The following is a 20,399-nucleotide window of genomic DNA, read 5'->3' on the forward strand; positions in this document are numbered from 1 at the left end:
TGCACGCGGGCGCGACAATCAGGCGTCAGGCTTGCTTCTTGAAGCGTTCAGTCAGTGCGTCGGCCACCACCGGGTGGACGAACTTGCTGATATCACCGCCCAGCGCCGCAATCTCCCGGACCAGGGTCGAGGAAATGAACGAATAACGCTCCGACGGCGTCAGGAACAGGCTCTCGACGTCGGGGGCCAGTTGCCGGTTCATGTTCGCCAGCTGGAACTCGTACTCGAAGTCGGACACCGCACGCAGGCCACGCAGGAAGACGTTGGCGCCCTGTTCCTTGGCGAAATGCGCCAACAGGGAAGAGAAGCCGATGACTTCGACATTGGGCAGGTGCTTGGTGACCTCACGGGCGAGCTCAACCCGTTGCTCCAGGGGGAACAAAGGGTTTTTCTTGGGGCTGGCCGCCACCGCGATGATCACGTGGTCGAATAGCCGCGAAGCGCGCTCGACCAGATCGCCATGGCCTTTGGTAATGGGGTCGAAAGTACCCGGGTACAACACTCGGTTCATCGCGTCATCCTGGCTGGAGTGCGTTGGGGAGTCGGATGGTAGCGCAGCGACGGCGCCCCGGCCAAGTCATGCGGCCGACTGATGGCACTATAGACAGGGGCCATGTTCGTTGTCATGCGCTGTGTGCCAGGCGGCTGACCAGTGCTTCGCTGAGCCTGGCGCTGATGGCATACACCGACAATTGCGGGTTGGCGCCGATGCTGGTGGGGAACAGTGAACCGTCGTGAATCGACAGGTTTTCCAGCTGGTGATGGCGGCCCAGGCTGTCGCACACCGCGTGGCGCGGGTCTTCGCCGAGGGCGCAGCCGCCCATCACATGGGCGCTGCCCAAGCGCGTGCGGAAGGGCTCCAGGCGCAGTTTGTCGATCATGGTCAGGGCCTGTTCCAGGCTAGAGGCGGCGCTGGCGTCGCTGTGCACCGGGGTTACCTGGGTGGCGCCAGCGGCAAACTGGACGTGTGCCATGCTGCGGTAGGCGCGCCGCAAGCCGTCACGCAGGTAGTCGGTGACCGGATAATCGAGCACGGGTGAACCATCGCCGCGCAGCTCCACGGACCCGCCCTGGCTTTCGGGGTGAAAACCATCGCGTAGCAGCGCCAGCATCACATGGGTATGGGGCAGCTCGGCCATGCGCTGGGCATTCTCGTGGCCGTGCCCGCCCAGCAGGGTGCTGGCCAGGGCCGGGTGCAGTGGCGGCACTTCCAGCTTGTAGCCAACCGGACCGTCTGCGCCGTCTTGCCACTGAAAGTGATCGCTGTAGATCGACTGCGGGGCGCCATAGTAGGGGTCGATACGCTCGCTGAAGCGTGCCGCACTGAAGTTGACCAGGTGCAGGAAGGTTCGCTTGCCCAGGCGACCATGCGGGTCGGGCGCGGCAGAGCGCAGCAGCAGGGCCGGGCTGTTGATACCGCCACCGGCCAGGAGGTAATGGCGTGCCTGCACGCTGACCTGCCTGCCGGTAGGGTGTATGCCCTGGGCGTCCAGGGCCTGGCATGTCAGGCTCTGAATGCGTTCGCCGTTGTGAGCGAAGCGCTCGGCCCGCGCCAGGTACAGCAGTTCGCCGCCTTGCTCGAGGGTGGCAGGTATACGGGTCACCAGCATCGATTGTTTGGCATTCACCGGGCAGCCCATGCCGCAGTAGCCCAGGTTCCAGCAGCCGCGCACATTGCGCGGGATCACCCCCCAGCGGTAGCCCAGCTGTTCGCAGCCCCGGCGCAGCACATCGTTGTTGGCATTCGGCGGCAAGGCCCAAGGGCTGATGCCCAGTTCCTGCTCCATGCGCTCGAACCAGGGGCGCAGTTCATCCTCGCCCAAACCGTTCACGCCATGGACCGAGGCCCAGTGCGCCAGGGTTTGCGGCGGGGTACGAAAGCTCGAGGTCCAGTTCACCAGGGTGGTGCCGCCCACGGCGCGGCCCTGCAGGATGGTAATGGCGCCATCCTTGCTCATGCGCCCCAGCCCTTCCTGGTACAGGCTGGCGTAGGCTTCGCTCTCCAGCAGGTGGAAATCGCTACTGGTCTTCAGGGGGCCTTCTTCGATCAGCAGTACCTTGAAACCGGCAGCGCTGAGCATCTGCGCACTGGTGGCGCCGCCGGCACCACTGCCGATCACGGCAATGTCGGCCTCCAGAAACAGGTCGTGCTCCAGGCGCGAGGCGTCGTGGGTGATCCAGCCGCGTTCGAGGCCTTGGCGAAACGGGTCGGGGACAGGCATTGGCGATGCTCTTGTTGTTTTCAGATTTTCGGTGGGCCCGGGTAACCGCAGCCTGCCCAGGATTCGGGGCGTTCGTACCAGGCCATTTGCAGCAGTTGCAGCAACGAGGCGTGCCCCATGCGTAGCAGGTTCAGCGAGCTGTCCTGCCAGCGTTGCAGGAACGCCGTGACCTGCGTGGCGCCAGCTTGGCCCCAGCTGCCCCAGACGCCGGTCAGCGGGCCGCGAGTCAGCGGCAGGCTGAGCACGTCGAACAATTGCCGGGTGAGCTTGAGCATTTCCGGCGACAACGCCGCCAGCTTGTTGTCGAGGCTGCGCAACACCGGCGCCTCGGTGGCCTGTGTACCGGTCAGGACCACCGGGATCAGCGCACGCAGCAGGGGCAGGTCGTCGTCACGAAGTACCTGATAGCCGGTCGCGGCGGTTTGCACGCTGCACCCCACCAGGCTGGCACCCGCCAGAAAAGCACTGGCGCCGAGGCTGAAACGCAGCAGGTCGCGGCGGTGCATGGCGCGGCCCTCAGCGGATGAACAGTTTGTAGACCAGGCGCTGCAAGGCTTTGCCATAAGGCGGGTAGATCAGCCGTGCGGCGTTGAAGCGTTGCTTGGCAAGTACCGCCTTGGCCTTGCTGAAGGTGAGGAAACCGTCATGACCATGGTAGTGGCCCATGCCTGAAGGGCCGATGCCGCCGAAGGGCAGATCGTCCTGGGCGACATGCAGCAAGGTATCGTTCAGGCACACACCGCCGGAGTGGGTGTGACGCAGCACATGCTCCTGGGTGCGGCGGTCATAGCCAAAGAAGTACAGCGCCAATGGGCGTGGGCGCTGGTTGATGTAGGCCAACGCCTGGTCGATGCCGTCATAAGGCACTAACGGCAATAGCGGGCCGAAGATTTCGTCTTGCATCACCTGCATGCTGTCGTTCACGTCCAGCAGCAGGTGTGGCGGCAGGCGTCGGCCCTGCGGGGTTTCGCCTGGGTACAAGTCGAGTACTTGCGCGCCTTTGGCGCGGGCATCGTCCAGCAGGTGCTGCAAGCGCTGCAACTGGCGCGGGTTGATGATGGCGGTGTAGTCGGGGTTGTCGGCGATGCGCGGGTACAGTCGGTGCACGGCGCGCTGGTAGGCGTCGCTGAAGGCGGGCAGCCGTTCGCGCGGCACCAGTACGTAGTCGGGGGCGACGCAGGTCTGGCCGGCGTTTAGGGTCTTGCCGAAGGCGATGCGCTCGGCGGCGCTGTCCAGCGGCACATCGTCAGAAACAATAGCGGGGGATTTGCCACCCAGCTCCAGGGTGACCGGGGTCAGGTTGTGCGCGGCAGCCTGCATCACCTGGCGGCCCACGCTGGTGGCACCGGTGAACAGCAGGTGGTCGAAGGGCAGGCGGGCGAAGGCCTGGCCCACCTCGACCTCACCGAGCACAACGCTGACCAGGTCTGTGGGGAACACACGCTCGAGCAGTTGCTGCAGGGCCAGGCCCGTCGCGGGCGTGGCCTCGCTAAGCTTGAGCATGACCCGGTTGCCGGCGGCCAGGGCGCAGGTCAACGGGCCGATGGCGAGGAACAACGGGTAGTTCCACGGCACGATGACGCCGACCACGCCCAAGGGTTGATAGCGCACCTGTGCGCTGGCCGGCTGGAACGCCAGGCCGACGCGGCGTCGGCGGCTGCGCATCCAGCGTTGCAAGTGCTTTTCGGCGTGGCGCAGGCCTTGCACCGACGGTAGCAGTTCGGCCAGCAAGGTCTCGTCGGCGCTGCGCCCGGTAAAATCCTGGCTGATGGCTTCGATCAGTTCTGCCTGGCTGCTCAGCAAGGCTTCACGCAGGCTCTTCAGCCACTGGCGCCGCTGCGCCGCTGGTGGCAGCGGGTTACCGGCAAAAGCCAGGCGCTGGGCCGCGAACGTCGTCGCGAGGTCGAGGTCGAATTGCACAGGGGGCAAGGCACTGGGCGAGTTCATGGTGATGTCGAGTCCGGGCCGGGGTTGCCTAGAGCCTATACTCTAATTTGTACCATGGTGCGAATTTTTACATGCCGTTCAACGGTGCATTCCATCTGTAATACGCCGTAAGATAAACCTTTGATGAAGGCCCGCAGACTGGGAGCGAGCATGGCCCCGCGCATGAAGACCCGAGAGCGCATCGTGCAGAACAGCCTGGAGCTGTTCAACCAGCAGGGCGAACGCAGCGTCAGTACCAACCACATTGCCGCGCACATGGAAATCTCGCCCGGCAACCTGTATTACCACTTTCCCAACAAGCAGGCGATCATTGCCCTGTTGTTCAGCCAGTACGAAGCGCTGGTGGACAGTTTTCTGCGCCCGCCACAGGGCCGCGCGGCAACCGTGGAAGACAAGCGCTTCTACCTCAAGGCCTTGCTGGCGGCGATGTGGAACTACCGCTTCCTGCACCGTGACCTGGAGCATCTGCTGGACAGCGATGCCGAACTGGCCGCCCGTTACCGGCGTTTTTCCGAGCGCTGCCTGCGCCAGGGCCAGGCGATCTACCGCGGCTTCGTCGAGGCTGGCATCCTGGCCATGGTGCCGGCGCAGATCGAGTCACTGACCATCAACGCCTGGATCGTGCTGACATCATGGGTACGTTTTCTCAGCACCACGCGTGAACATTCTGCGCACTTGGGTGAAGAAGCCTTCAAGCGCGGCGTCTATCAGGTGCTGGTGCTGGAGCTCGGTTTCGTCACCGACAATGCCCGTACTGCCGTAGACGCGCTGTGTCAGGAATTCCATGTACCGTTCAACCAGGCCCTGGAGCACTAGCCCAGGGCTCTCGTGCCATCGATCAGGAGATTGTCATGCCCCTTGCGCAATTGATCACCCCGCAGCAGTTGGCCGAGCGTCTGGGCTCGCCCAAGTTGGTGATCCTCGACTGCCGCTTTGCCCTCGAGGATGTGGACTATGGCCAGCGCAGCTATGCCCTGGGGCATATTGAGGGGGCGCATTTTGCCGACCTGGACCGGGATCTCAGCGGGCCGGTGAGCAAGGGGCGCACCGGGCGCCACCCATTGCCCGATCCGCAGCGGCTGGTCGAGCGCCTGCGAGAGTGGGGCCTGAACAACGACAGCGAGGTGGTGCTGTACGACGACGGCCCCGGCGCCTTTGCCGCCCGCGCCTGGTGGCTACTGGTCTGGCTGGGCAAGCGCAGTGGTGTGGCGATTCTCGACGGTGGCTTGAAGGCCTGGCACGCAGCGAGCCTGCCGTTGAGCCTGGACCCTCCACCCAAACGTGAGGGCACTTTCAGTGGTGAACCTGACGCGAAGCTGCTGATCGATGCCGACCATCTGGGCAAGCGCCTTGGTAGCACAGACCTGACCTTGATCGATGCGCGTGCCTTGCCACGTTTTCGTGGTGAAGTGGAACCGATCGACCCGGTGGCGGGGCATATTCCCGGTGCCCAGTGCGCGGCGTTTACCGACAACCTGGGGGATGACGGGCGTTTTCTGCCGGCGGATGAGCTAAAGCAGCGTTTTGCCGAAAAGCTGGCTGGACGGGCGCCGGAGCAGTTGGTGTCTTATTGTGGGTCTGGGGTAACCGCTTGCCATAACCTGTTTGCGCTGGCGCTGGCGGGGTACCCGCTGGGCAAGCTGTATGCGGGGTCGTGGAGTGAGTGGATCAACAACCCGCAGCATGCTGTGGCCACCGGCGAGTAAGCAGACCGGGTTGAACCCCCGCGGTGGGTGGCACCGGCAATGCCGGTGTTCGCGGGCATGCCCGCTCCCACAGGGGGCGCGCAGCCTTTACCAATTCGCGGGCTAGCTACCGTCCACCAGCCACTGCGGAATCCGTCGTTCCAGGTAGTACCCCGGATTTCGCAGGCTACCATCGACAAATCCCACATGCCCACCGCGGTCATGCAGTTCGAAGCGGGTTTGTGGTGACAGTTCACGGGCCGTCGGCAGGCTGTGGCTGGACACGAACGGGTCATCGCTGGAATGGATGATCAGCGTAGGTGTGCGGTTCTGGCCAAGGAAGAAGTGGCTCGATGAGCGGCGATAGTAGTCGTGCGCATCGCGAAAGCCATTGAGCGGTGCAGTGACTTTACCGTCGAAGTCCCAGAATGTGCGCAAATTGGTGAGTTGGCCCAAGCGTTCCAGTGTCGCCAGCTGTTCATGCTGGCCCCGGGCGTGGAAGTGCCGCTGCTTGAGCTGAACATACGCCAGCATCTCGCGCATGAAATGCGCCTGATACACCTTGGAGAACCCTTGGCCGATACGGTCGGCACAGTGGTCCAGGCGAAAGGGCACCGAAACTGCAGCCGCTGCCTCCAGTTGGCTGGCGACGCCGCTCTCTCCCAGGTATTTCAACAGTACATTGCCACCCAGCGAATAACCCACTGCATACAGCGGCGCCAGCGGGCGCTGGGCGCGAAGATGGCTGACAATTTCCGCCAGGTCTTCGCTGGCGCCGGAATGGTAGCTGCGCGGCAACAGGTTGGGCTCGCCTGAACAACCCCGCCAGTTCACGGCCACACTGGCCCAGCCGCGATCTTGCAGCGCTTGCTGCAAGCCTTTCACGTAGGGCGAGTGAGACGAGCCGGTCAGCCCATGCAGCACAATGACCAGTGGCGCATGGGGTTGGTGCGGGCCGTGCCAGTCCAGGTCGATGAAGTCGCCGTCGGCCAGCCACAGCCGCTCTCGGTCACGCTGCAGCTCAGGCAGCTTGCGCCAGAGCGGCCCCCACAGGGTCTGCAGGTGGGGATTGGATAGGCCGATGGCCGGACGGAATGTGGCGTTGTGGCTGGGCATGCTGGGTGGCTCATGATGTGCCCTGCTAGCTTGCCATGAAACAGCGCCACAATACCTGCGCTATTGGTCGGGGGCTGGCAGCGGCTGTTGCTGAACGCCTGGTCCGACACTGACAAGCACCTTGCGGCTCAGGGCCAGCCGGCGCTGCATGACGGCTCGGACATCTGCCGGGGTAAGTTCGGCAATACGGGCGCTGTACGTGTCGAGATGATCGGCAGGTTGCCGTTGATGGGTTACTTCCGTCAGCAGTGTTGCCAGTTGCCTGTTCTGCGCGATCCCTCGCAGCAACTGCCCTTCCAGCTGTTTGCGTGCCAGTTGCAGCTCCAGCTGGGTGGGCCCTTCGTCGATGAACGCCTGTAGCAGGGTTTCTACCAGTGCCTGCGTGCCCTGCACATGCTGGGGCGTAACCTCCCATTCCACGGTGAACAGGCCGCCTGCACTCAGTGGCAATACATGCGTGTGCACGCCGTAGGTCAGGCCGCGTCGTTGGCGTAACTCCACCATCAAGCGCGACTCGAGGCCCTCTCCCAGAACAGCACTTGCCAAGGTCAGGGCCAGAAACTCCGGATCGTTGGCGGGTACGTTCATTGGCAGTGCCAGCAGGATCGCACTGCTGGCACCAGCCTGCTCGACGGCTATCGTCGCGCTGGGAGCTGATGGGGCCGCCGGTAGTTCAGTGGCCGACCAGCCTTGCGGCAGGGCCTGGCTGATCTGTTGTGAGATGGCTTGGGCTTGTCCAGGCGAAAGGTCGCCTACCACGACCATCTCAAGGTTGCTGGCGCTGTAGGCGCGTTGGTGGAATGCCCGCAAGTCCTCAGGGGTAATGGCCTCGATACCTTGAGCGGTGCTGCCCAGAGGGTTGCCGTAAGGATGCCCGTTGAACAGGTGGCGGAAGGCTTCGCTACGTGCTCTGAGGATGGGTAGCCGCTCGCGCGATGCATGGTTTTGCAGCAACTGGCGCTTGATCCTGGTCAGGGCCATTGGGTGGAAGACTGGGTGGGCCACGAGGTCGGTGAACACCGCCAAGGCCGGGTCGAGCAAAGAAGGGGGCTAAGGCTGCGAAGGCGCAGCGTCGCATGTTCCAGACGTACTTGTTTTTCCATGACCGCGCCCAGGCGCTCCAGGTGCTCAGCCTGCTGGGCGGCCGTGTAGGCTTGGCTACCCTCATCGAGCATGGAGAGCGTCAAGGCTGCCAGGCCAGGGTACAGAGTGTCCTGCGTGGTGCCGGCCTTGAACCGTAGTATCACGTCAACGATTGGCAGTTCCCGTGCTTCAACGAATTTGACGTCCGTGCCCGCAGTCGTCTTCCACGCTTGAACCTGTGTATGGATGGTTTCGAACTGGTCCAGGTCAAGTCCCTGGGCAGAGAGCAGCCCGCCGTAGAGGTTGTTGGCTCCGGCAGGCTGTTGCAGGGTCGTTGAGTCAGTCATGAGCGCTTTCCTTGTGGTGCGTGAACGTGAAGGCTGCACGGGAATGGGTGAGGAATTCATAGGCAGCCAGGCCTACCTGCTCGGCTGTCACGGTCTCGATGGCCTGTTGTTCTTCCTCGAGCGAAATGACCGGCAAGCCACAGGCGGCCTGTTTACCCATGGTTTGGGCCTGCTCGGCAATGTCGTCCCGTTCGAACAGCAGCCTGGCCAGCAGACGAGCCTTGGCACGTTGCAGGTGTTCCTTGGCTGGCGCCGACTGGCGAAACGCTTCGATCTCCTGCATCAGTCGTTCGGCGGCGGTCTGCGGGGTTACGTGTGGGCTGCAGAACGCGTAAAGGGTCAGCAAGCTGTCACCGCGCTGCCAGGGTTCATAGGTCGCTTTGATGTATTGCAGGATTGGTTCGTCCAGCAGCAGCCTGCGCTGGAGGATGCTGCTGTAGCCGTTGGCAAGCAGATCGGGAAGCAGACGCAGCGCGTAGGCCTGCCTGGCAGACCGCGCGGTACGCTGGCTGGGTAGTTTGAAGCTTATGATCACGCCGTTGTGCAAGCCTGGCAGGCGCAGCGTCTGAAAACGCCGGCCCTGGGAGGAGGGCCCTGTGGGTAAGGGCCGCATCGGCAAGCGATGGGCGGGGATCGCCGCAAAGTGGCGCGTCACCAAGGTTTGCAGTTGTAGCAGGCTGATGTCGCCGGCCACGGCGAGGGTGGCATTGTTGGGGTGGTACCAGGTCTTGTACCAGGTACGTGCTGCGGCTGGAGTGAGGCTCTCCAGATCTGACATGTGGCCAATGACAGGCGTGCCATGGCCACTATTGCCGTAAGCCAGCAAGTCGTGATGCTCCAGCGCCAATGCCCAAGGGTTGTTGTCCACTGCCTCGCGTCGCTCAGCCATGACCACTGCCAGTTCCCGAGCAAAGGGCGTATCGCCGAGGGTGGCACTGGCCATTCCATCAGCCATGGCCTCCAGGGCAATTTCCAGGTGGCGGGTTGGCAAGGTGAGCGGAAATACCGTGGCATCCGCATAGGTGAATGCATTCGGGTCGCCGCCCAAGCGGGTCATCAGGGTTGAGTACTGGCCAGGGGCCAGTTTGCTGCTGCCCTCGAACAGTAGATGTTCCAAGGCATGGGACAGGCCGGTGTGGCCTTCAGGTTCGTAGCTGGAGCCTACGTGGTACCACAGCTGCACGCTGACCAGTGGCGCACGGTGGTCTTCACGCAGGCAGACGTGCAGGCCGTTGGCGAGGGTAAAAGAACCTTTCGAGGCTGCCATTAGCGGCGGGGAGGGGTGTTCGGCCATGGTTGAACTGCTCCTTCAGGAAATGAAGGTGCAGCTTCAACCATGGCGCAGGTGGGGTGCGGTAACTAAGTACACCCAACCCGCGGGTAATCAGCCCCGCTGCCAGAGTGCGTAGTGCACCTGGCCGGTCTTCTTCTCGCGGTGCAGCCGCCAGTTGCCCGGCAGCTGCAAGGTCGAGGGTGCCGCTTCGCTTTCGGTGTAGACCCATGCCTGCTCGCCCAGCCACTGATTCTGCTCCAGCATGTTGCAGGTGTTGGCCAGCAGGTCCTGATGGAACGGCGGGTCGAGGAACACAACATCGAACTGCTGCTTGGCCGGGCCTTGCAGGTAGCGCAGGGCGTCGGTTTGCAGGATTTGCCCGCGAGGGCAGCGCAGGATTTCGAGGTTGTTCTTCAGGTTGGCGATGGCCGCAGGGTTACTGTCCAGCGCCACGGCGTCCTCGGCCCCACGGGACAGGGCTTCGAGCACCAGGGCACCACTGCCGGTGAAGGCGTCCAGCACGCGGGCGCCCTCGATGTAGGGGGCCAGCCAGTTGAATACGGTTTCCCGCACGCGGTCAGGCGTTGGCCGCAGGCCTTCGCCTTCCGGCACCGCCAGGCGGCGGCTGCGCCACTCGCCGGCGATGATGCGCAGGTGGCCCTGGCCCTTGCTTTGGCCCGCTTGCGGGCGGGCGGGAGGGGTGGATCTTGGCATTAGTGCTCCGGTACCCCGAGCGGTTGCTCGGAGGGCTTGTCAGTGGGTGCTGGCAGCGGTTTTTGTGGCACTTTCGGGCCAACGGTGACGATCACCAGTTTATCGGCTGACAGGTGTTTGTTCATGGCTGCCTTGACCTGTTCGACGGTAAGGGCCTGGGACTGTTGCATGAAGTCCTCAAGCCAGGTCAGCGGCAAGTTGTAGAAGCCGATCGCGCCCAGTTGGCCGACGATACTGGCATTACTGGCGTTGGACAGCGGGAAGCTGCCGGCCAGTTCGCGCTTGGCATCGTCCAGTTCCTGTTGGGTCGGGCCCGTCTTCAGGTAGTCGGCGAGAATGCCTTGCACCAGCTTGAGCGTACCTTCGCTGAGCTCGGCACGGGTTTGCAGGTTGATCATGAACGGGCCGCGTACCTGCATCGGGCTGAATACCGAGTAAACGCCGTAGGTCAGGCCGCGCTTCTCTCTCACCTCGCTCATCAGCCGGGTACCGAAGGCGCCACCGCCAAGGATCTGGTTGCCCATGGACAGGGCTGGCCAGTCCGGGTCCTGGCGGTCGATCCCCAGTTCGGCCAGCATCAGGTGGGTCTGCTTGGACGGGAAGTCGATGTGGGTCAGGCCGGCCTTGGCGTCTGCGGGTTGGGCCGGTGCGGCCAGCGCAGGGCCCTTGGGCAGGCCGGCAGACACCTGTGCGGCGATGGCTTCGGCCTCTGCACGGCTGAGGTCGCCGACCAGGGCGATTACCGCATTGCCGCCGGTATAAGCCTTTGCGTGGAACGCGCGCAGTTGGGCAAGGCTTATGCCCGTGATGCTCTCGGCAGTGCCGTCGCTTGGGTGGGCATAGGGGTGGTCACCATAGAGCTTGCCGAAAAGGGCCTTGCCGGCGATCTTGCCGGGGTTCTGTTTGTCATATTCGAAGCCAGCCAGCATCTGGTTCTTGATGCGCTTGAGGGCATCCTCGGGGAATGTCGGCTTGCCCGCCACCTCTGTAAACAGTTTGAGGGCCGGTTCGCGCTTGTCCTTGGCACTGAGGCTGCGCAGCGATGCGACGGCCATGTCGCGGTAGGAGCCGTTGCCAAAGTCTGCGCCCAGGCCTTCGAAGCCCTCGGCGATGGCGGTGACGTCCTTGCCGGCCACGCCCTCGTTGAGCATGGCGTTGGTCAGGGCGGCCAGGCCTGGCGTGCCACCATCCTGGCTACTGCCGGCAGCGAAGGTGACGCGCAGGTCGAACATGGGCAGTTCGCGGGCTTCGACGAACAGCACCCGGGCACCTTCGGCGGTGTTCCAGTGCTGGATGTTCAACTGACGCCGGCTGGGTGCCTTGCCATTCAGTTCGGCCAGCGACTGCAAGGTGTTGGCCGGGCGGGCCGCGCTGCTGTCGGCCTTGGCAGCGTTATCGGCCATGGCCGGAGCGGCCAGCACTGCCGCCAGCGCCAGGGCACGAATGCCCGTGGCCAGCAGGGTTGGGCGTGGTGCGCGGCGATCACTCATGGGCGGACTCCTCGGGCAGTACATGGGCAACGCTCAGGCGTTCGCGGGTGAAGTAGGTGCGCGCGGCGTTCTGGATGTCCTGTGGGGTGACGCGCTTGAGTTCGTCCAGTTCGCTGTCGATCAGCTTCCAGGACAGGCCGACGGTTTCCAGCTGGCCGATGGTGGTGGCCTGGCTGCTGATGGAGTCGCGGTCGTAGACCAGGCCGGCGATGACCTGGGCGCGTACGCGTTCCAGCTCTTCGGCGCTGGGCGGCGTGCTCTTGAGTTCTTCAAGCAACTGCCAGATGCCTTTCTCGACGTCGGCGAGGGTTTTCTGCTTCTGCACATTCGGCGTCGCCGAGATCAGGAACAGGCTGTCGCCGCGGGTGAAGGCGTTGTAGCTGGACGACGCGCCGGCCACCAGTTCCTGGCCACGCTCCAGGCGGGCCGGCATGCGGGCGCTGTAGCCACCGTCGAGCAGTGCCGAGATCAGGCGCAGGGCGTGCACCGTCCGAGGGTCCTTGGCGGTGGGCAGGCCGGGCACGTTGAAGCCGTAGATCAGGCTTGGCAGCTGGGTGCGTACGTGCAGGGTCAACTGGCGCCACCCTGGTTCAGCCAGCTCCAGAGGCAGCTTGGCTGGCGGCACGGCGCGTTTGGGAATATTGCCGAAATACTTCTGCGCCAGGCCCTTGACCTCGTCGGCGGTGACATCACCGACCACCACCAGGGTGGCGTTGTTGGGGGCGTACCAGGACTCGTACCAGTGGCGCAGTTCCTCGACCTTCATGCGTTCCAGGTCGGCCATCCAGCCAATGGTCGGCGTGTGATAGCCGCTGGCCGGGTAGGCCATGGCGCGGAACAGCTCGAATGCCTTGGCATTGGGCTGGTCGTCGGTGCGCAGGCGGCGTTCTTCCTTGATGACCTCGATTTCGCGGCTGAACTCGTCGGCAGGCAGGCGCAGGCTGGCAAGGCGGTCGGCCTCCAGCTCCAGGGCTACCGGCAGGCGGTCGCGGGCCAGCACTTGGTAATAGGCGGTGTAATCGTCGCTGGTGAAGGCGTTTTCATCGGCGCCGAGGTCACGCAGAATGCGCGAGGCCTCGCCGGGGCCGACCTTGGCGCTGCCCTTGAACATCATGTGTTCCAGCGCATGGGACAAGCCGGTCTGGCCCGGGGTCTCGTAGCTGGAGCCGACCTTGTACCAGATCTGCGAGACCACCACGGGGGCGCGATGGTCTTCGCGGACCACGACCTTCAGGCCATTGTCGAGGATGAATTCGTGGGTGGGTTGCACATCGGCGGCGAAGGCCGCGAGCGGCAGGCAGAGCGTGCCGAGCAACAGGCCAGCGGCGCGGCGGGCTAGAGCATTCATACGGTGTTTAACCTGTTCGGCGGCCCGCTGGGTTTAGCGTCGGCGGGCCAGGAGGTGCTAGGATACTGATCCGGTTGCCTGGCGACCATGCCTGTCGCCGTTCTGGCCCACAGGACACTAAGTCAAAACGTTGCGCATGAACCAGCCGGCTTCAAGATAGTCTGTTCTGCGTAGAGAGAATTCCCGATTGGCCGTAGCTGGCCTATCGCTACCCTGAGATAGCCGTCTTCCATGTTTGGTTCCAACGACGACAAAAAAGCGCCGGCCGAGGCTGGTGAGAAGAAAGGCCTGTTCAGCTGGTTTCGCAAGAAGCCGCAGCCACCTGCGGGAGCGGGCGTGCCCGCGCATGAACCCCCCGCTGTCGAGCAGTCTGCAGCCGCTCCGGTCGAGGGATCTGCCGCCGAAGCGCCACAGGCCCCCGAACCCGTTCAGGCCGTTGCGGCCCCACAGCTAGCTGAGCCGCAGCCGCTCGCGGCCCCCCCCCGGCCCCCGGTAGTCGAGGCCCCCGTCCCTGAACCGGTTGCGCCCCAGCCGTTGCAGGCGCCTGAGCCAGAGCCGGTCGCATCCCAGCCGCTGGTGGCACCTGCACCGCAGCCGGTTGCGTCCATGCCCTTGCAGGCGGCCCCTGTCGAGTCTGCCCCTGTCGAGGCCGCAGCGCCGGTCAGCAACCTGGTGCTGCCGGTTGCCGAAGAGCCCGTGGCCCTGGTGCCGGACCTGGAGCCGAAGGCACCGCCCGCAATCCCGGAACGCGCGGCACCAGCCCCTGTTGCTGCACCCGTTGAACAGGCCAAGCCCGGCTTCTTCGCGCGCCTCAAGCAAGGCCTGTCCAAGACCAGTGCCAGCATCGGCGAGGGCATGGCCAGCCTGTTCCTCGGCAAGAAGGTCATCGACGACGACCTGCTCGACGAAATCGAGACGCGCCTGCTGACTGCCGACGTGGGTGTGGAGGCTACATCGGCCATTGTCCAGAACCTGACCCAGAAGGTCGCGCGCAAGCAGTTGGCCGATGCCGATGCCCTGTACAAATCGTTGCAGGAAGAACTGGCTGCGCTGCTGCGCCCGGTCGAGCAGCCGCTGAATGTGCAGGCCCAGAACAAACCCTATGTGATCCTTGTGGTTGGCGTGAACGGCGCCGGCAAGACCACCACCATTGGCAAACTGGCGAAAAAGCTGCAACTGGAAGGCAAGAAGGTCATGCTGGCTGCCGGTGATACCTTCCGCGCAGCGGCGGTCGAGCAGTTGCAGGTGTGGGGCGAGCGTAACCAGATTCCGGTGATCGCCCAGCACACGGGTGCCGACTCTGCTTCGGTAATCTTCGATGCCGTGCAGGCCGCCAAGGCGCGTGGCGTCGACGTGCTGATCGCCGACACTGCCGGCCGCCTGCACACCAAAGACAACCTGATGGAAGAGCTGAAGAAGGTCCGCCGGGTCATCGGCAAGCTCGACGTTGAGGCGCCGCACGAAGTGCTGCTGGTGCTTGACGCCGGCACCGGCCAGAACGCCATCAGTCAGGCCAAGTACTTCAACCAGAGCGTCGAGCTGACCGGCCTGGCCCTGACCAAGCTGGACGGCACTGCCAAGGGCGGGGTGATCTTCGCCCTGGCCAAGCAGTTCAACATCCCGATCCGTTTCATCGGCGTCGGTGAAGGCATCGACGACCTGCGTACCTTCGAAGCCGAGCCGTTCGTCAAGGCTCTGTTCGCCGAGCGAGATTGACCATGATCCGATTCGAGCAGGTTGCCAAGCGCTATCCCAACGGTCATGTGGGTTTGCATGAGCTGAGTTTCCGGGCGCGCCGGGGCGAATTCCTGTTCGTCACCGGCCATTCGGGCGCTGGCAAGAGCACCTTGCTGCGCCTGTTGCTGGCCATGGAGCGCCCGACCAGCGGCAAGCTGATGCTGGCAGGGCAGGACCTGGGCCAGATCAGCAATGCGCAAATCCCGTTCCTGCGCCGGCAAATCGGCGTGGTGTTCCAGAACCACCAGCTGTTGTTCGACCGCACCGTGTTCAACAACATTGCCTTGCCGCTGCAGATTCTCGGCCTGTCCAAGGTCGAGATCGCCAAGCGCGTGGACTCGGCTCTGGAGCGTGTATCGCTGTCCGACAAAGGCGAGCTGTTCCCGGCCGACCTGTCCACCGGGCAGCAGCAGCGAGTGGGTATCGCCCGCGCCATCGTTCACCAGCCGGCTCTGCTGCTGGCCGACGAGCCCACCGGTAACCTCGACCCGCGCCTGGCTGCAGAGATCATGGGCGTGTTCGAGGACATCAACCGCCTGGGCACGACGGTATTGATCGCCAGCCACGACCTGGCGCTGATTGCGCGCATGCGTCACCGCATGCTGACCTTGCAACGCGGCCGCTTGATCGGCGATGGGGAGGCCGGGCAATGAACACAACACGTACGCCGAAGGTTTCCGAGCGGGTCGCACCGAAACCGGCCGATCCGCAACCTGCGAAGAAAAAGCGCGGTGAAGACGATGATGGCCCGGACTTCCGCACACTGTTGCATGCCTGGCTGGAAAGCCACCGTGCCAGCTTGGCCGACAGCCTGCGCCGCCTGGGCAAGCAGCCGATCGGCAGCTTCTTCACTTGCCTGGTCATGGCCGTGGCGCTGAGCATGCCGATGGGCCTGTCCTTGTTGCTGAAGAACGTCGAGCAGCTTGGCGGTTCGTGGCAACGCGCTGCGCAGATTTCGCTGTACCTCAAGCTCGATGCCGGCAGCCGCGATGGCGAGGCGCTGCGCGACGAGATCAAGGGCATGCCTGGCGTGGCGGACGCCCAGTATGTCAGCCGCGAGCAGGCCCTGGAGGAGTTCCAGCAGCAGTCCGGCCTGGGCGAGGCCTTGCGCGAACTGCCAGACAACCCACTGCCGGGTGTGGTGGTGGTAACCCCGACCGAGGTCGACAAACCGGCCCTGGACGCCTTGCGTCAGCGCCTGTCGGAGCTGCCGCGGGTGGACGTGGCGCAACTGGACCTGGTCTGGGTCGAGCGCCTGGCAGCCATCCTCAAGCTGGGTGACCGCTTCGTCTTCGGCCTGGCCGTGATGCTGATTTCTGCCCTGTTGTTAGTAATCGGTAACACAATTCGTCTACACATTGAAAACCGTCGTATCGAGATCGAAGTGATCAAGCTGGTCGGCGGCACCGACGCCTACGTGCGCCGGCCTTTCCTGTACATGGGCGCCCTGTATGGCCTGGGCGCAGGCCTGCTGGCGTGGGGCATCCTGGCGTTTGGCCTGAACTGGCTGAACGAGGCGGTGGTAGGGCTTTCCGGGCTGTATGGCAGTGACTTCGCCCTGGGCGGCGTTCCGGCTTCCGATGGTCTGTCGCTCTTGATCGGAGCAGTGTTGTTGGGGTATATCGGTGCATGGATTGCAGTCGCCCGCCACTTGAACGAGCTGGCGCCGCGATAGTTTTTACGTGCCAGCATTGACATTTTCTTCACTGCGGAACTTGTACCGTCGTTCCAGGTCAATGTTGGCAGCGCCCACAAGGTGCGAGTTTTGTAAGTCGGAGGTTCTTGAATGACCACATCGTTGCAACCTGCCTATGCCCTGGTACCCGGTGCAAACCTGGAAGCCTATGTGCACACGGTCAACAGCATCCCGCTGCTGACGGTCGAGCAGGAGCGTGATCTGGGCGAGCGTCTCTATTATGAGCAGGATGTCGAGGCCGCTCGTCAGATGGTGATGGCCCACCTGCGTTTCGTCGTACATATCGCCCGTAGTTACGCCGGCTACGGGTTGGCCCAGGCTGACCTAATCCAGGAAGGCAATGTCGGCCTGATGAAAGCCGTCAAGCGCTTCAACCCGGAAATGGGCGTGCGCCTGGTGTCGTTCGCCGTGCACTGGATCAAGGCAGAGATCCACGAGTTCATTCTGCGCAACTGGCGCATCGTCAAAGTGGCTACCACCAAGGCTCAGCGCAAGCTGTTCTTCAACCTGCGTAGCCAGAAGAAGCGCCTGGCGTGGCTGAACAACGACGAAGTGCATCGCGTGGCGGAAAGCCTTGGCGTCGAGCCGCGCGAAGTGCGCGAGATGGAAAGCCGCCTCAGCGGCCAGGACATGGCCTTTGACCCGGCAGCGGAAGCTGACGACGACAGCGCCTTCCAGTCGCCTGCGCATTACCTGGAAGATCACCGTTACGATCCGGCGGTGCAGCTTGAGGATGCCGACTGGAGTGACAACTCCACCAGCAACCTGCACGAAGCGCTGCAGGGCCTGGACGAGCGTAGCCGCGACATTCTCTACCAGCGTTGGCTGGCGGAAGAGAAGGCCACGCTGCATGAACTGGCAGACAAGTACAGCGTATCGGCTGAGCGTATTCGCCAGTTGGAGAAGAATGCGATGAACAAGGTCAAGGCCCTGATCGCTGCCTGATCGAGTCTGGGTTGTAAAGAAAAGCCGCTGGCCCTGATGGGGTGAGCGGCTTTTTTGTTTGTGCTGGCTTTGCCGGCCTCTTCGCGGGTAAACCCGCTCCTACAGGGGATGCGGTTGCCCGTAGGCGCGGGTTTGCCCGCGAGGAGGCCGGGTATGCGGTTGCCCGTAGGCGCGGGTTTGCCCGTCAGGAGGCCGGGGATGCGGTTGCCCGTAGGCGCGGGTTTGCCCGTCAGGAGGCCGGGGATGCGGTTGCCCGTAAGCGCGGGTTTGCCCGTGAGGAGGCCGGGGATGCGGTTGCCCGTAGGCGCGGGTTTGCCCGCGAGGAGGCCGGGGGGGCGGTTGCCCGTAGGCGCGGGTTTGCCCGCGAGGAGGCCGGGGATGTGGTTGCCCGTAGGAGCGGGTTTACCCGCGAAGAGGCCGGGTATGCGGTTGCCCGTAGGAGCGGGTTTACCCGCGAAAGGGCCGGGCCTGCATTCAAAGCTTTCTGGAGGAGTCCAGCTGCATCAGGTAGCTGGGCCCACCCAGCTGGCTCATCTGCCGGCGAATCCAGCCGGCCCGGCTGGCCACGTAGGCACTTGGTCGGCTGGCACTCCACTTGATTGGGCTTGGCAGCACCGCTGCCAGCTGCGCTGCCTGCTGGCGGCTGAGCCGGCTGGCGTCGACGCCAAAGTGATAACGCGCCGCTGCCTGGGCACCAAACACGCCCTTGCCCCACTCGGCGCTGTTCAAATAGACCTCGAGAATCCGTTCCTTCGACCAGAACAGCTCGATCAGGGCGGTGAACCAGGCCTCCAGCCCCTTGCGAAACCAGCTGCGGCCTGACCACAGAAACAGGTTCTTGGCCACCTGTTGGGTCAGGGTGCTGGCGCCGCGAATGTTGCCGCCACGCTCGTTGTGGGCCAGCGCCGCCTGAATGGCCGGGAGGTCGAAGCCCCAATGGTTGGCGAACTTCTGGTCCTCGCCAGCAATGACCGCAACCTTGAGCTCATCGGAGATGTTCTCCCATGGCTCCCAGTCGCGCTGCAGGTCGATCGGTTCACCATTCACCCATGACTGTACCTTGCGCTCGACCATCAGCGCCGTGCCGGGCGGTGGTACCCAGCGGAACACCAGCACCAGCACGATGCTGCCGGCAACGAACCAGAGCAGGGCGCGGGAGAGGCGACGGATAAGCGTTGACAGCATGTCGATGGCTTGGCCCTAAGGGTGGAAGGGGCCATTATACAGACCCGATACAAGGAGTCGTCCCATGCTTCGCAGCTTCCTGATGCTTGCCGCCTTTTTTGGCTTTACCGGTGTCGCCCTGGGCGCCTTCGCCGCTCATGGCCTGAAAAACCGGCTGACGGCTGACTACCTGGCGATCTTCCATACCGGCGTGACTTACCAACTGGTCCATGCCTTGGCGATCTTCGGCGTTGCGGTGCTCTCGGCGCACCTGCCCGGGCGCCTGGTCGGGTGGGCTGGCGGCCTGTTTGCGTTAGGCATCGTGCTGTTCTCCGGCAGCCTGTACCTGCTGACCCTCAGCGGCCTTGGCAAGCTTGGCATCATCACCCCGATTGGCGGCTTGTGCTTCCTCCTCGGCTGGCTGTGCCTGGGGCTGGCAGCCTGGCGGCTGGGCTGACCGAGTGGTCCACAATCACGACTAATGGCGTGCACCGCCCTTGGGTTGCAGGACGGTTCGGCGCTAGAATGCTGGCCCCAAAGAACAATGGTGGCCGTGCGCATGCGCATTAAATTGAACGGTGAACCTTACGAACTGCCTGCCGGCGAAAGCGTTGCAGCCCTGCTGGCGCGCCTGGAACTGACCGGGCGCCGTGTTGCAGTGGAACTGAACCTGGATATCGTGCCGCGTAGCCAGCACGACAGCACGCTGCTGAATGACGGCGACCAGGTCGAAGTGGTCCACGCCATCGGTGGCGGCTGACAGCAGCCCGGCGGTTCACAAGCAAGCCCTGCAACCTTTTCCCGAGGAACAACGATGAGCAACGTTCGTAGCGACAAGCCCTTCACCCTGGCCGGGCGTACTTTCCAGTCGCGCCTGCTGGTCGGTACCGGCAAGTACCGTGACATGGAAGAAACCCGCCTGGCCACCGAGGCCTCGGGTGCCGAAATCGTCACTGTCGCTGTACGCCGCACCAACCTTGGCCAGAACGCGGGCGAGCCGAACCTGCTCGATGTACTGTCGCCCGACAAGTACACCATCCTGCCGAACACTGCAGGCTGCTTTGACGCGGTGGAAGCGGTACGCACTTGCCGTCTGGCCCGCGAACTGCTCGATGGGCGCAAATCGCACGAGTCCCGGACGCTGGTGAAGCTGGAAGTGCTGGCCGACCAGAAAACCCTGTTCCCCAACGTGATCGAAACCCTCAAGGCAGCCGAAGTGCTGGTCAAGGAAGGTTTCGACGTCATGGTCTACACCAGCGACGACCCGATCATCGCCCGTCAGCTGGCCGAAGTCGGCTGCATCGCGGTCATGCCGCTGGCTGGCCTGATTGGCACCGGCCTGGGTATCTGCAACCCCTACAACCTGCAGATCATCCTGGAAGAATCCAAGGTGCCGGTGCTGGTCGATGCTGGCGTGGGTACCGCATCCGACGCCACCATCGCCATGGAAATGGGCTGTGAGGCAGTGCTGATGAACTCGGCCATCGCCCACGCCCAGCAGCCGGTGCTGATGGCCGAGGCCATGAAACACGCCATTGTCGCGGGTCGCATGGCCTACCTGGCCGGTCGTATGCCGAAGAAACTCTATGCCAGCGCCTCCTCGCCGCTGGATGGTCTGATCAAGTAAGAGCA

At 63.8% G+C, this 20,399-nt stretch carries 18 protein-coding genes and 2 pseudogenes; 9 read left to right on the forward strand and 11 right to left on the reverse strand.

Translation table 11 applies throughout. The features are described from left to right. Positions 1–25 precede the first annotated feature (25 nt). The 4 genes from coaD to C4Q27_RS13245 form a co-directional block, all read right to left on the reverse strand. A complete protein-coding gene (gene coaD / locus C4Q27_RS13230; protein ID WP_010955660.1) occupies positions 26–511 on the reverse strand; it encodes a pantetheine-phosphate adenylyltransferase in 486 nt (161 codons plus the stop codon). A gap of 112 nt (positions 512–623) precedes the next feature. Next, the gene (locus C4Q27_RS13235) at positions 624–2,222 is read right to left on the reverse strand and encodes a GMC family oxidoreductase (RefSeq protein WP_104886940.1); all 1,599 of its coding nucleotides are present in this window, start codon (positions 2,220–2,222) and stop codon (positions 624–626) included. Between the two features lie 20 nt (positions 2,223–2,242). Continuing rightward, positions 2,243–2,728 (reverse strand): twin-arginine translocation pathway signal protein, encoded by a 486-nt coding sequence (locus C4Q27_RS13240; RefSeq protein ID WP_104886941.1) that lies wholly within the window; start codon positions 2,726–2,728, stop codon positions 2,243–2,245. Between the two features lie 10 nt (positions 2,729–2,738). Further along, positions 2,739–4,169, reverse strand: coding sequence for a coniferyl aldehyde dehydrogenase (locus C4Q27_RS13245; protein ID WP_104886942.1), 1,431 nt, complete (start codon positions 4,167–4,169; stop codon positions 2,739–2,741). A 150-nt stretch (positions 4,170–4,319) separates the two neighbouring features. Between C4Q27_RS13245 and C4Q27_RS13250 the strand changes: the two genes are divergently transcribed. Both C4Q27_RS13250 and C4Q27_RS13255 read left to right on the forward strand, forming a co-directional pair. Then, a complete protein-coding gene (locus C4Q27_RS13250; RefSeq protein WP_020192222.1) occupies positions 4,320–4,985 on the forward strand; it encodes a TetR/AcrR family transcriptional regulator in 666 nt (221 codons plus the stop codon). Between the two features lie 35 nt (positions 4,986–5,020). After that, positions 5,021–5,875 (forward strand): sulfurtransferase, encoded by an 855-nt coding sequence (locus C4Q27_RS13255; protein WP_104886943.1) that lies wholly within the window; start codon positions 5,021–5,023, stop codon positions 5,873–5,875. A gap of 102 nt (positions 5,876–5,977) precedes the next feature. On the opposite strand, the gene C4Q27_RS13260 is transcribed toward C4Q27_RS13255, so the two are convergent. The 6 genes and pseudogenes from C4Q27_RS13260 to C4Q27_RS13285 form a co-directional block, all read right to left on the reverse strand. Continuing rightward, on the reverse strand, positions 5,978–6,970 hold the full coding sequence (locus tag C4Q27_RS13260) for a hydrolase (RefSeq protein WP_010955654.1): 993 nt from the start codon (positions 6,968–6,970) through the stop codon (positions 5,978–5,980). A gap of 60 nt (positions 6,971–7,030) precedes the next feature. Then, positions 7,031–8,400, reverse strand: a pseudogene (locus tag C4Q27_RS13265) (M16 family metallopeptidase). Continuing rightward, a complete protein-coding gene (locus C4Q27_RS13270) occupies positions 8,393–9,694 on the reverse strand; it encodes a pitrilysin family protein (RefSeq protein WP_064493545.1) in 1,302 nt (433 codons plus the stop codon). The pseudogene C4Q27_RS13265 and the gene C4Q27_RS13270 overlap by 8 nt, the downstream one beginning before the upstream one ends. 90 nt (positions 9,695–9,784) lie before the next feature. Next, positions 9,785–10,387 (reverse strand): 16S rRNA (guanine(966)-N(2))-methyltransferase RsmD, encoded by a 603-nt coding sequence (rsmD, locus tag C4Q27_RS13275; protein WP_010955651.1) that lies wholly within the window; start codon positions 10,385–10,387, stop codon positions 9,785–9,787. After that, positions 10,387–11,877, reverse strand: a complete 1,491-nt coding sequence (locus tag C4Q27_RS13280; protein ID WP_020192227.1) for a pitrilysin family protein — start codon at positions 11,875–11,877, stop codon at positions 10,387–10,389. Before C4Q27_RS13280 ends, rsmD begins: the two co-directional genes overlap by 1 nt. Continuing rightward, positions 11,870–13,225, reverse strand: coding sequence for a pitrilysin family protein (locus C4Q27_RS13285; RefSeq protein WP_004575476.1), 1,356 nt, complete (start codon positions 13,223–13,225; stop codon positions 11,870–11,872). Before C4Q27_RS13285 ends, C4Q27_RS13280 begins: the two co-directional genes overlap by 8 nt. Positions 13,226–13,456: 231 nt before the next feature. Here C4Q27_RS13285 and ftsY point away from each other — a divergent pair, with 231 nt between their 5' ends. The 4 genes from ftsY to rpoH all read left to right on the forward strand — a co-directional run bounded on the left by ftsY (position 13,457) and on the right by rpoH (position 17,603). Continuing rightward, positions 13,457–14,941 (forward strand): signal recognition particle-docking protein FtsY, encoded by a 1,485-nt coding sequence (gene ftsY / locus C4Q27_RS13295; protein WP_104886944.1) that lies wholly within the window; start codon positions 13,457–13,459, stop codon positions 14,939–14,941. A gap of 2 nt (positions 14,942–14,943) precedes the next feature. Then, complete coding sequence (ftsE, locus tag C4Q27_RS13300; protein WP_003249079.1) at positions 14,944–15,615, forward strand: cell division ATP-binding protein FtsE; 672 nt, start codon at positions 14,944–14,946, stop codon at positions 15,613–15,615. Next, positions 15,612–16,637, forward strand: coding sequence for a permease-like cell division protein FtsX (gene ftsX / locus C4Q27_RS13305; protein ID WP_010955647.1), 1,026 nt, complete (start codon positions 15,612–15,614; stop codon positions 16,635–16,637). The genes ftsE and ftsX overlap by 4 nt, the downstream gene beginning before the upstream one ends. 111 nt (positions 16,638–16,748) lie before the next feature. Beyond that, positions 16,749–17,603 (forward strand): RNA polymerase sigma factor RpoH, encoded by an 855-nt coding sequence (gene rpoH, locus C4Q27_RS13310; protein ID WP_003249083.1) that lies wholly within the window; start codon positions 16,749–16,751, stop codon positions 17,601–17,603. A 474-nt stretch (positions 17,604–18,077) separates the two neighbouring features. On the opposite strand, the pseudogene mtgA reads toward rpoH, so the two are convergent. Continuing rightward, a pseudogene (gene mtgA, locus C4Q27_RS13315) lies at positions 18,078–18,823 on the reverse strand (monofunctional biosynthetic peptidoglycan transglycosylase). A gap of 29 nt (positions 18,824–18,852) precedes the next feature. Here mtgA and C4Q27_RS13320 point away from each other — a divergent pair. From C4Q27_RS13320 to C4Q27_RS13330, 3 genes are all read left to right on the forward strand, one after another. Then, on the forward strand, positions 18,853–19,224 hold the full coding sequence (locus tag C4Q27_RS13320; protein ID WP_064490850.1) for a DUF423 domain-containing protein: 372 nt from the start codon (positions 18,853–18,855) through the stop codon (positions 19,222–19,224). A gap of 102 nt (positions 19,225–19,326) precedes the next feature. Next, on the forward strand, positions 19,327–19,527 hold the full coding sequence (gene thiS / locus C4Q27_RS13325; protein ID WP_003249090.1) for a sulfur carrier protein ThiS: 201 nt from the start codon (positions 19,327–19,329) through the stop codon (positions 19,525–19,527). A gap of 54 nt (positions 19,528–19,581) precedes the next feature. Further along, a complete protein-coding gene (locus C4Q27_RS13330; protein WP_003249091.1) occupies positions 19,582–20,394 on the forward strand; it encodes a thiazole synthase in 813 nt (270 codons plus the stop codon). The last annotated feature ends 5 nt before the right edge of the window (positions 20,395–20,399 follow it).

This window comes from Pseudomonas sp. SWI36, from assembly GCF_002948105.1.
Classification (GTDB): Bacteria; Pseudomonadota; Gammaproteobacteria; order Pseudomonadales; family Pseudomonadaceae; genus Aquipseudomonas; species Aquipseudomonas alloputida.

Bases quoted from the DNA above. Each gene is read 5' to 3' on its own strand.
- coaD (WP_010955660.1), bottom strand. From the start codon at position 511: ATGAACCGAGTGTTGTACCCGGGTACTTTCGACCCCATTACCAAAGGC.
- C4Q27_RS13285 (WP_004575476.1), bottom strand. From the start codon at position 13,225: ATGAATGCTCTAGCCCGCCGCGCCGCTGGCCTGTTGCTCGGCACGCTC.
- C4Q27_RS13245 (WP_104886942.1), bottom strand. From the start codon at position 4,169: ATGAACTCGCCCAGTGCCTTGCCCCCTGTGCAATTCGACCTCGACCTC.
- thiS (WP_003249090.1), top strand. From the start codon at position 19,327: ATGCGCATTAAATTGAACGGTGAACCTTACGAACTGCCTGCCGGCGAA.
- C4Q27_RS13280 (WP_020192227.1), bottom strand. From the start codon at position 11,877: ATGAGTGATCGCCGCGCACCACGCCCAACCCTGCTGGCCACGGGCATT.
- C4Q27_RS13260 (WP_010955654.1), bottom strand. From the start codon at position 6,970: ATGCCCAGCCACAACGCCACATTCCGTCCGGCCATCGGCCTATCCAAT.
- C4Q27_RS13270 (WP_064493545.1), bottom strand. From the start codon at position 9,694: ATGGCCGAACACCCCTCCCCGCCGCTAATGGCAGCCTCGAAAGGTTCT.
- C4Q27_RS13240 (WP_104886941.1), bottom strand. From the start codon at position 2,728: ATGCACCGCCGCGACCTGCTGCGTTTCAGCCTCGGCGCCAGTGCTTTT.
- ftsY (WP_104886944.1), top strand. From the start codon at position 13,457: ATGTTTGGTTCCAACGACGACAAAAAAGCGCCGGCCGAGGCTGGTGAG.
- rpoH (WP_003249083.1), top strand. From the start codon at position 16,749: ATGACCACATCGTTGCAACCTGCCTATGCCCTGGTACCCGGTGCAAAC.
- C4Q27_RS13255 (WP_104886943.1), top strand. From the start codon at position 5,021: ATGCCCCTTGCGCAATTGATCACCCCGCAGCAGTTGGCCGAGCGTCTG.
- C4Q27_RS13330 (WP_003249091.1), top strand. From the start codon at position 19,582: ATGAGCAACGTTCGTAGCGACAAGCCCTTCACCCTGGCCGGGCGTACT.
- C4Q27_RS13320 (WP_064490850.1), top strand. From the start codon at position 18,853: ATGCTTCGCAGCTTCCTGATGCTTGCCGCCTTTTTTGGCTTTACCGGT.
- ftsX (WP_010955647.1), top strand. From the start codon at position 15,612: ATGAACACAACACGTACGCCGAAGGTTTCCGAGCGGGTCGCACCGAAA.
- C4Q27_RS13250 (WP_020192222.1), top strand. From the start codon at position 4,320: ATGGCCCCGCGCATGAAGACCCGAGAGCGCATCGTGCAGAACAGCCTG.
- ftsE (WP_003249079.1), top strand. From the start codon at position 14,944: ATGATCCGATTCGAGCAGGTTGCCAAGCGCTATCCCAACGGTCATGTG.
- rsmD (WP_010955651.1), bottom strand. From the start codon at position 10,387: ATGCCAAGATCCACCCCTCCCGCCCGCCCGCAAGCGGGCCAAAGCAAG.
- C4Q27_RS13235 (WP_104886940.1), bottom strand. From the start codon at position 2,222: ATGCCTGTCCCCGACCCGTTTCGCCAAGGCCTCGAACGCGGCTGGATC.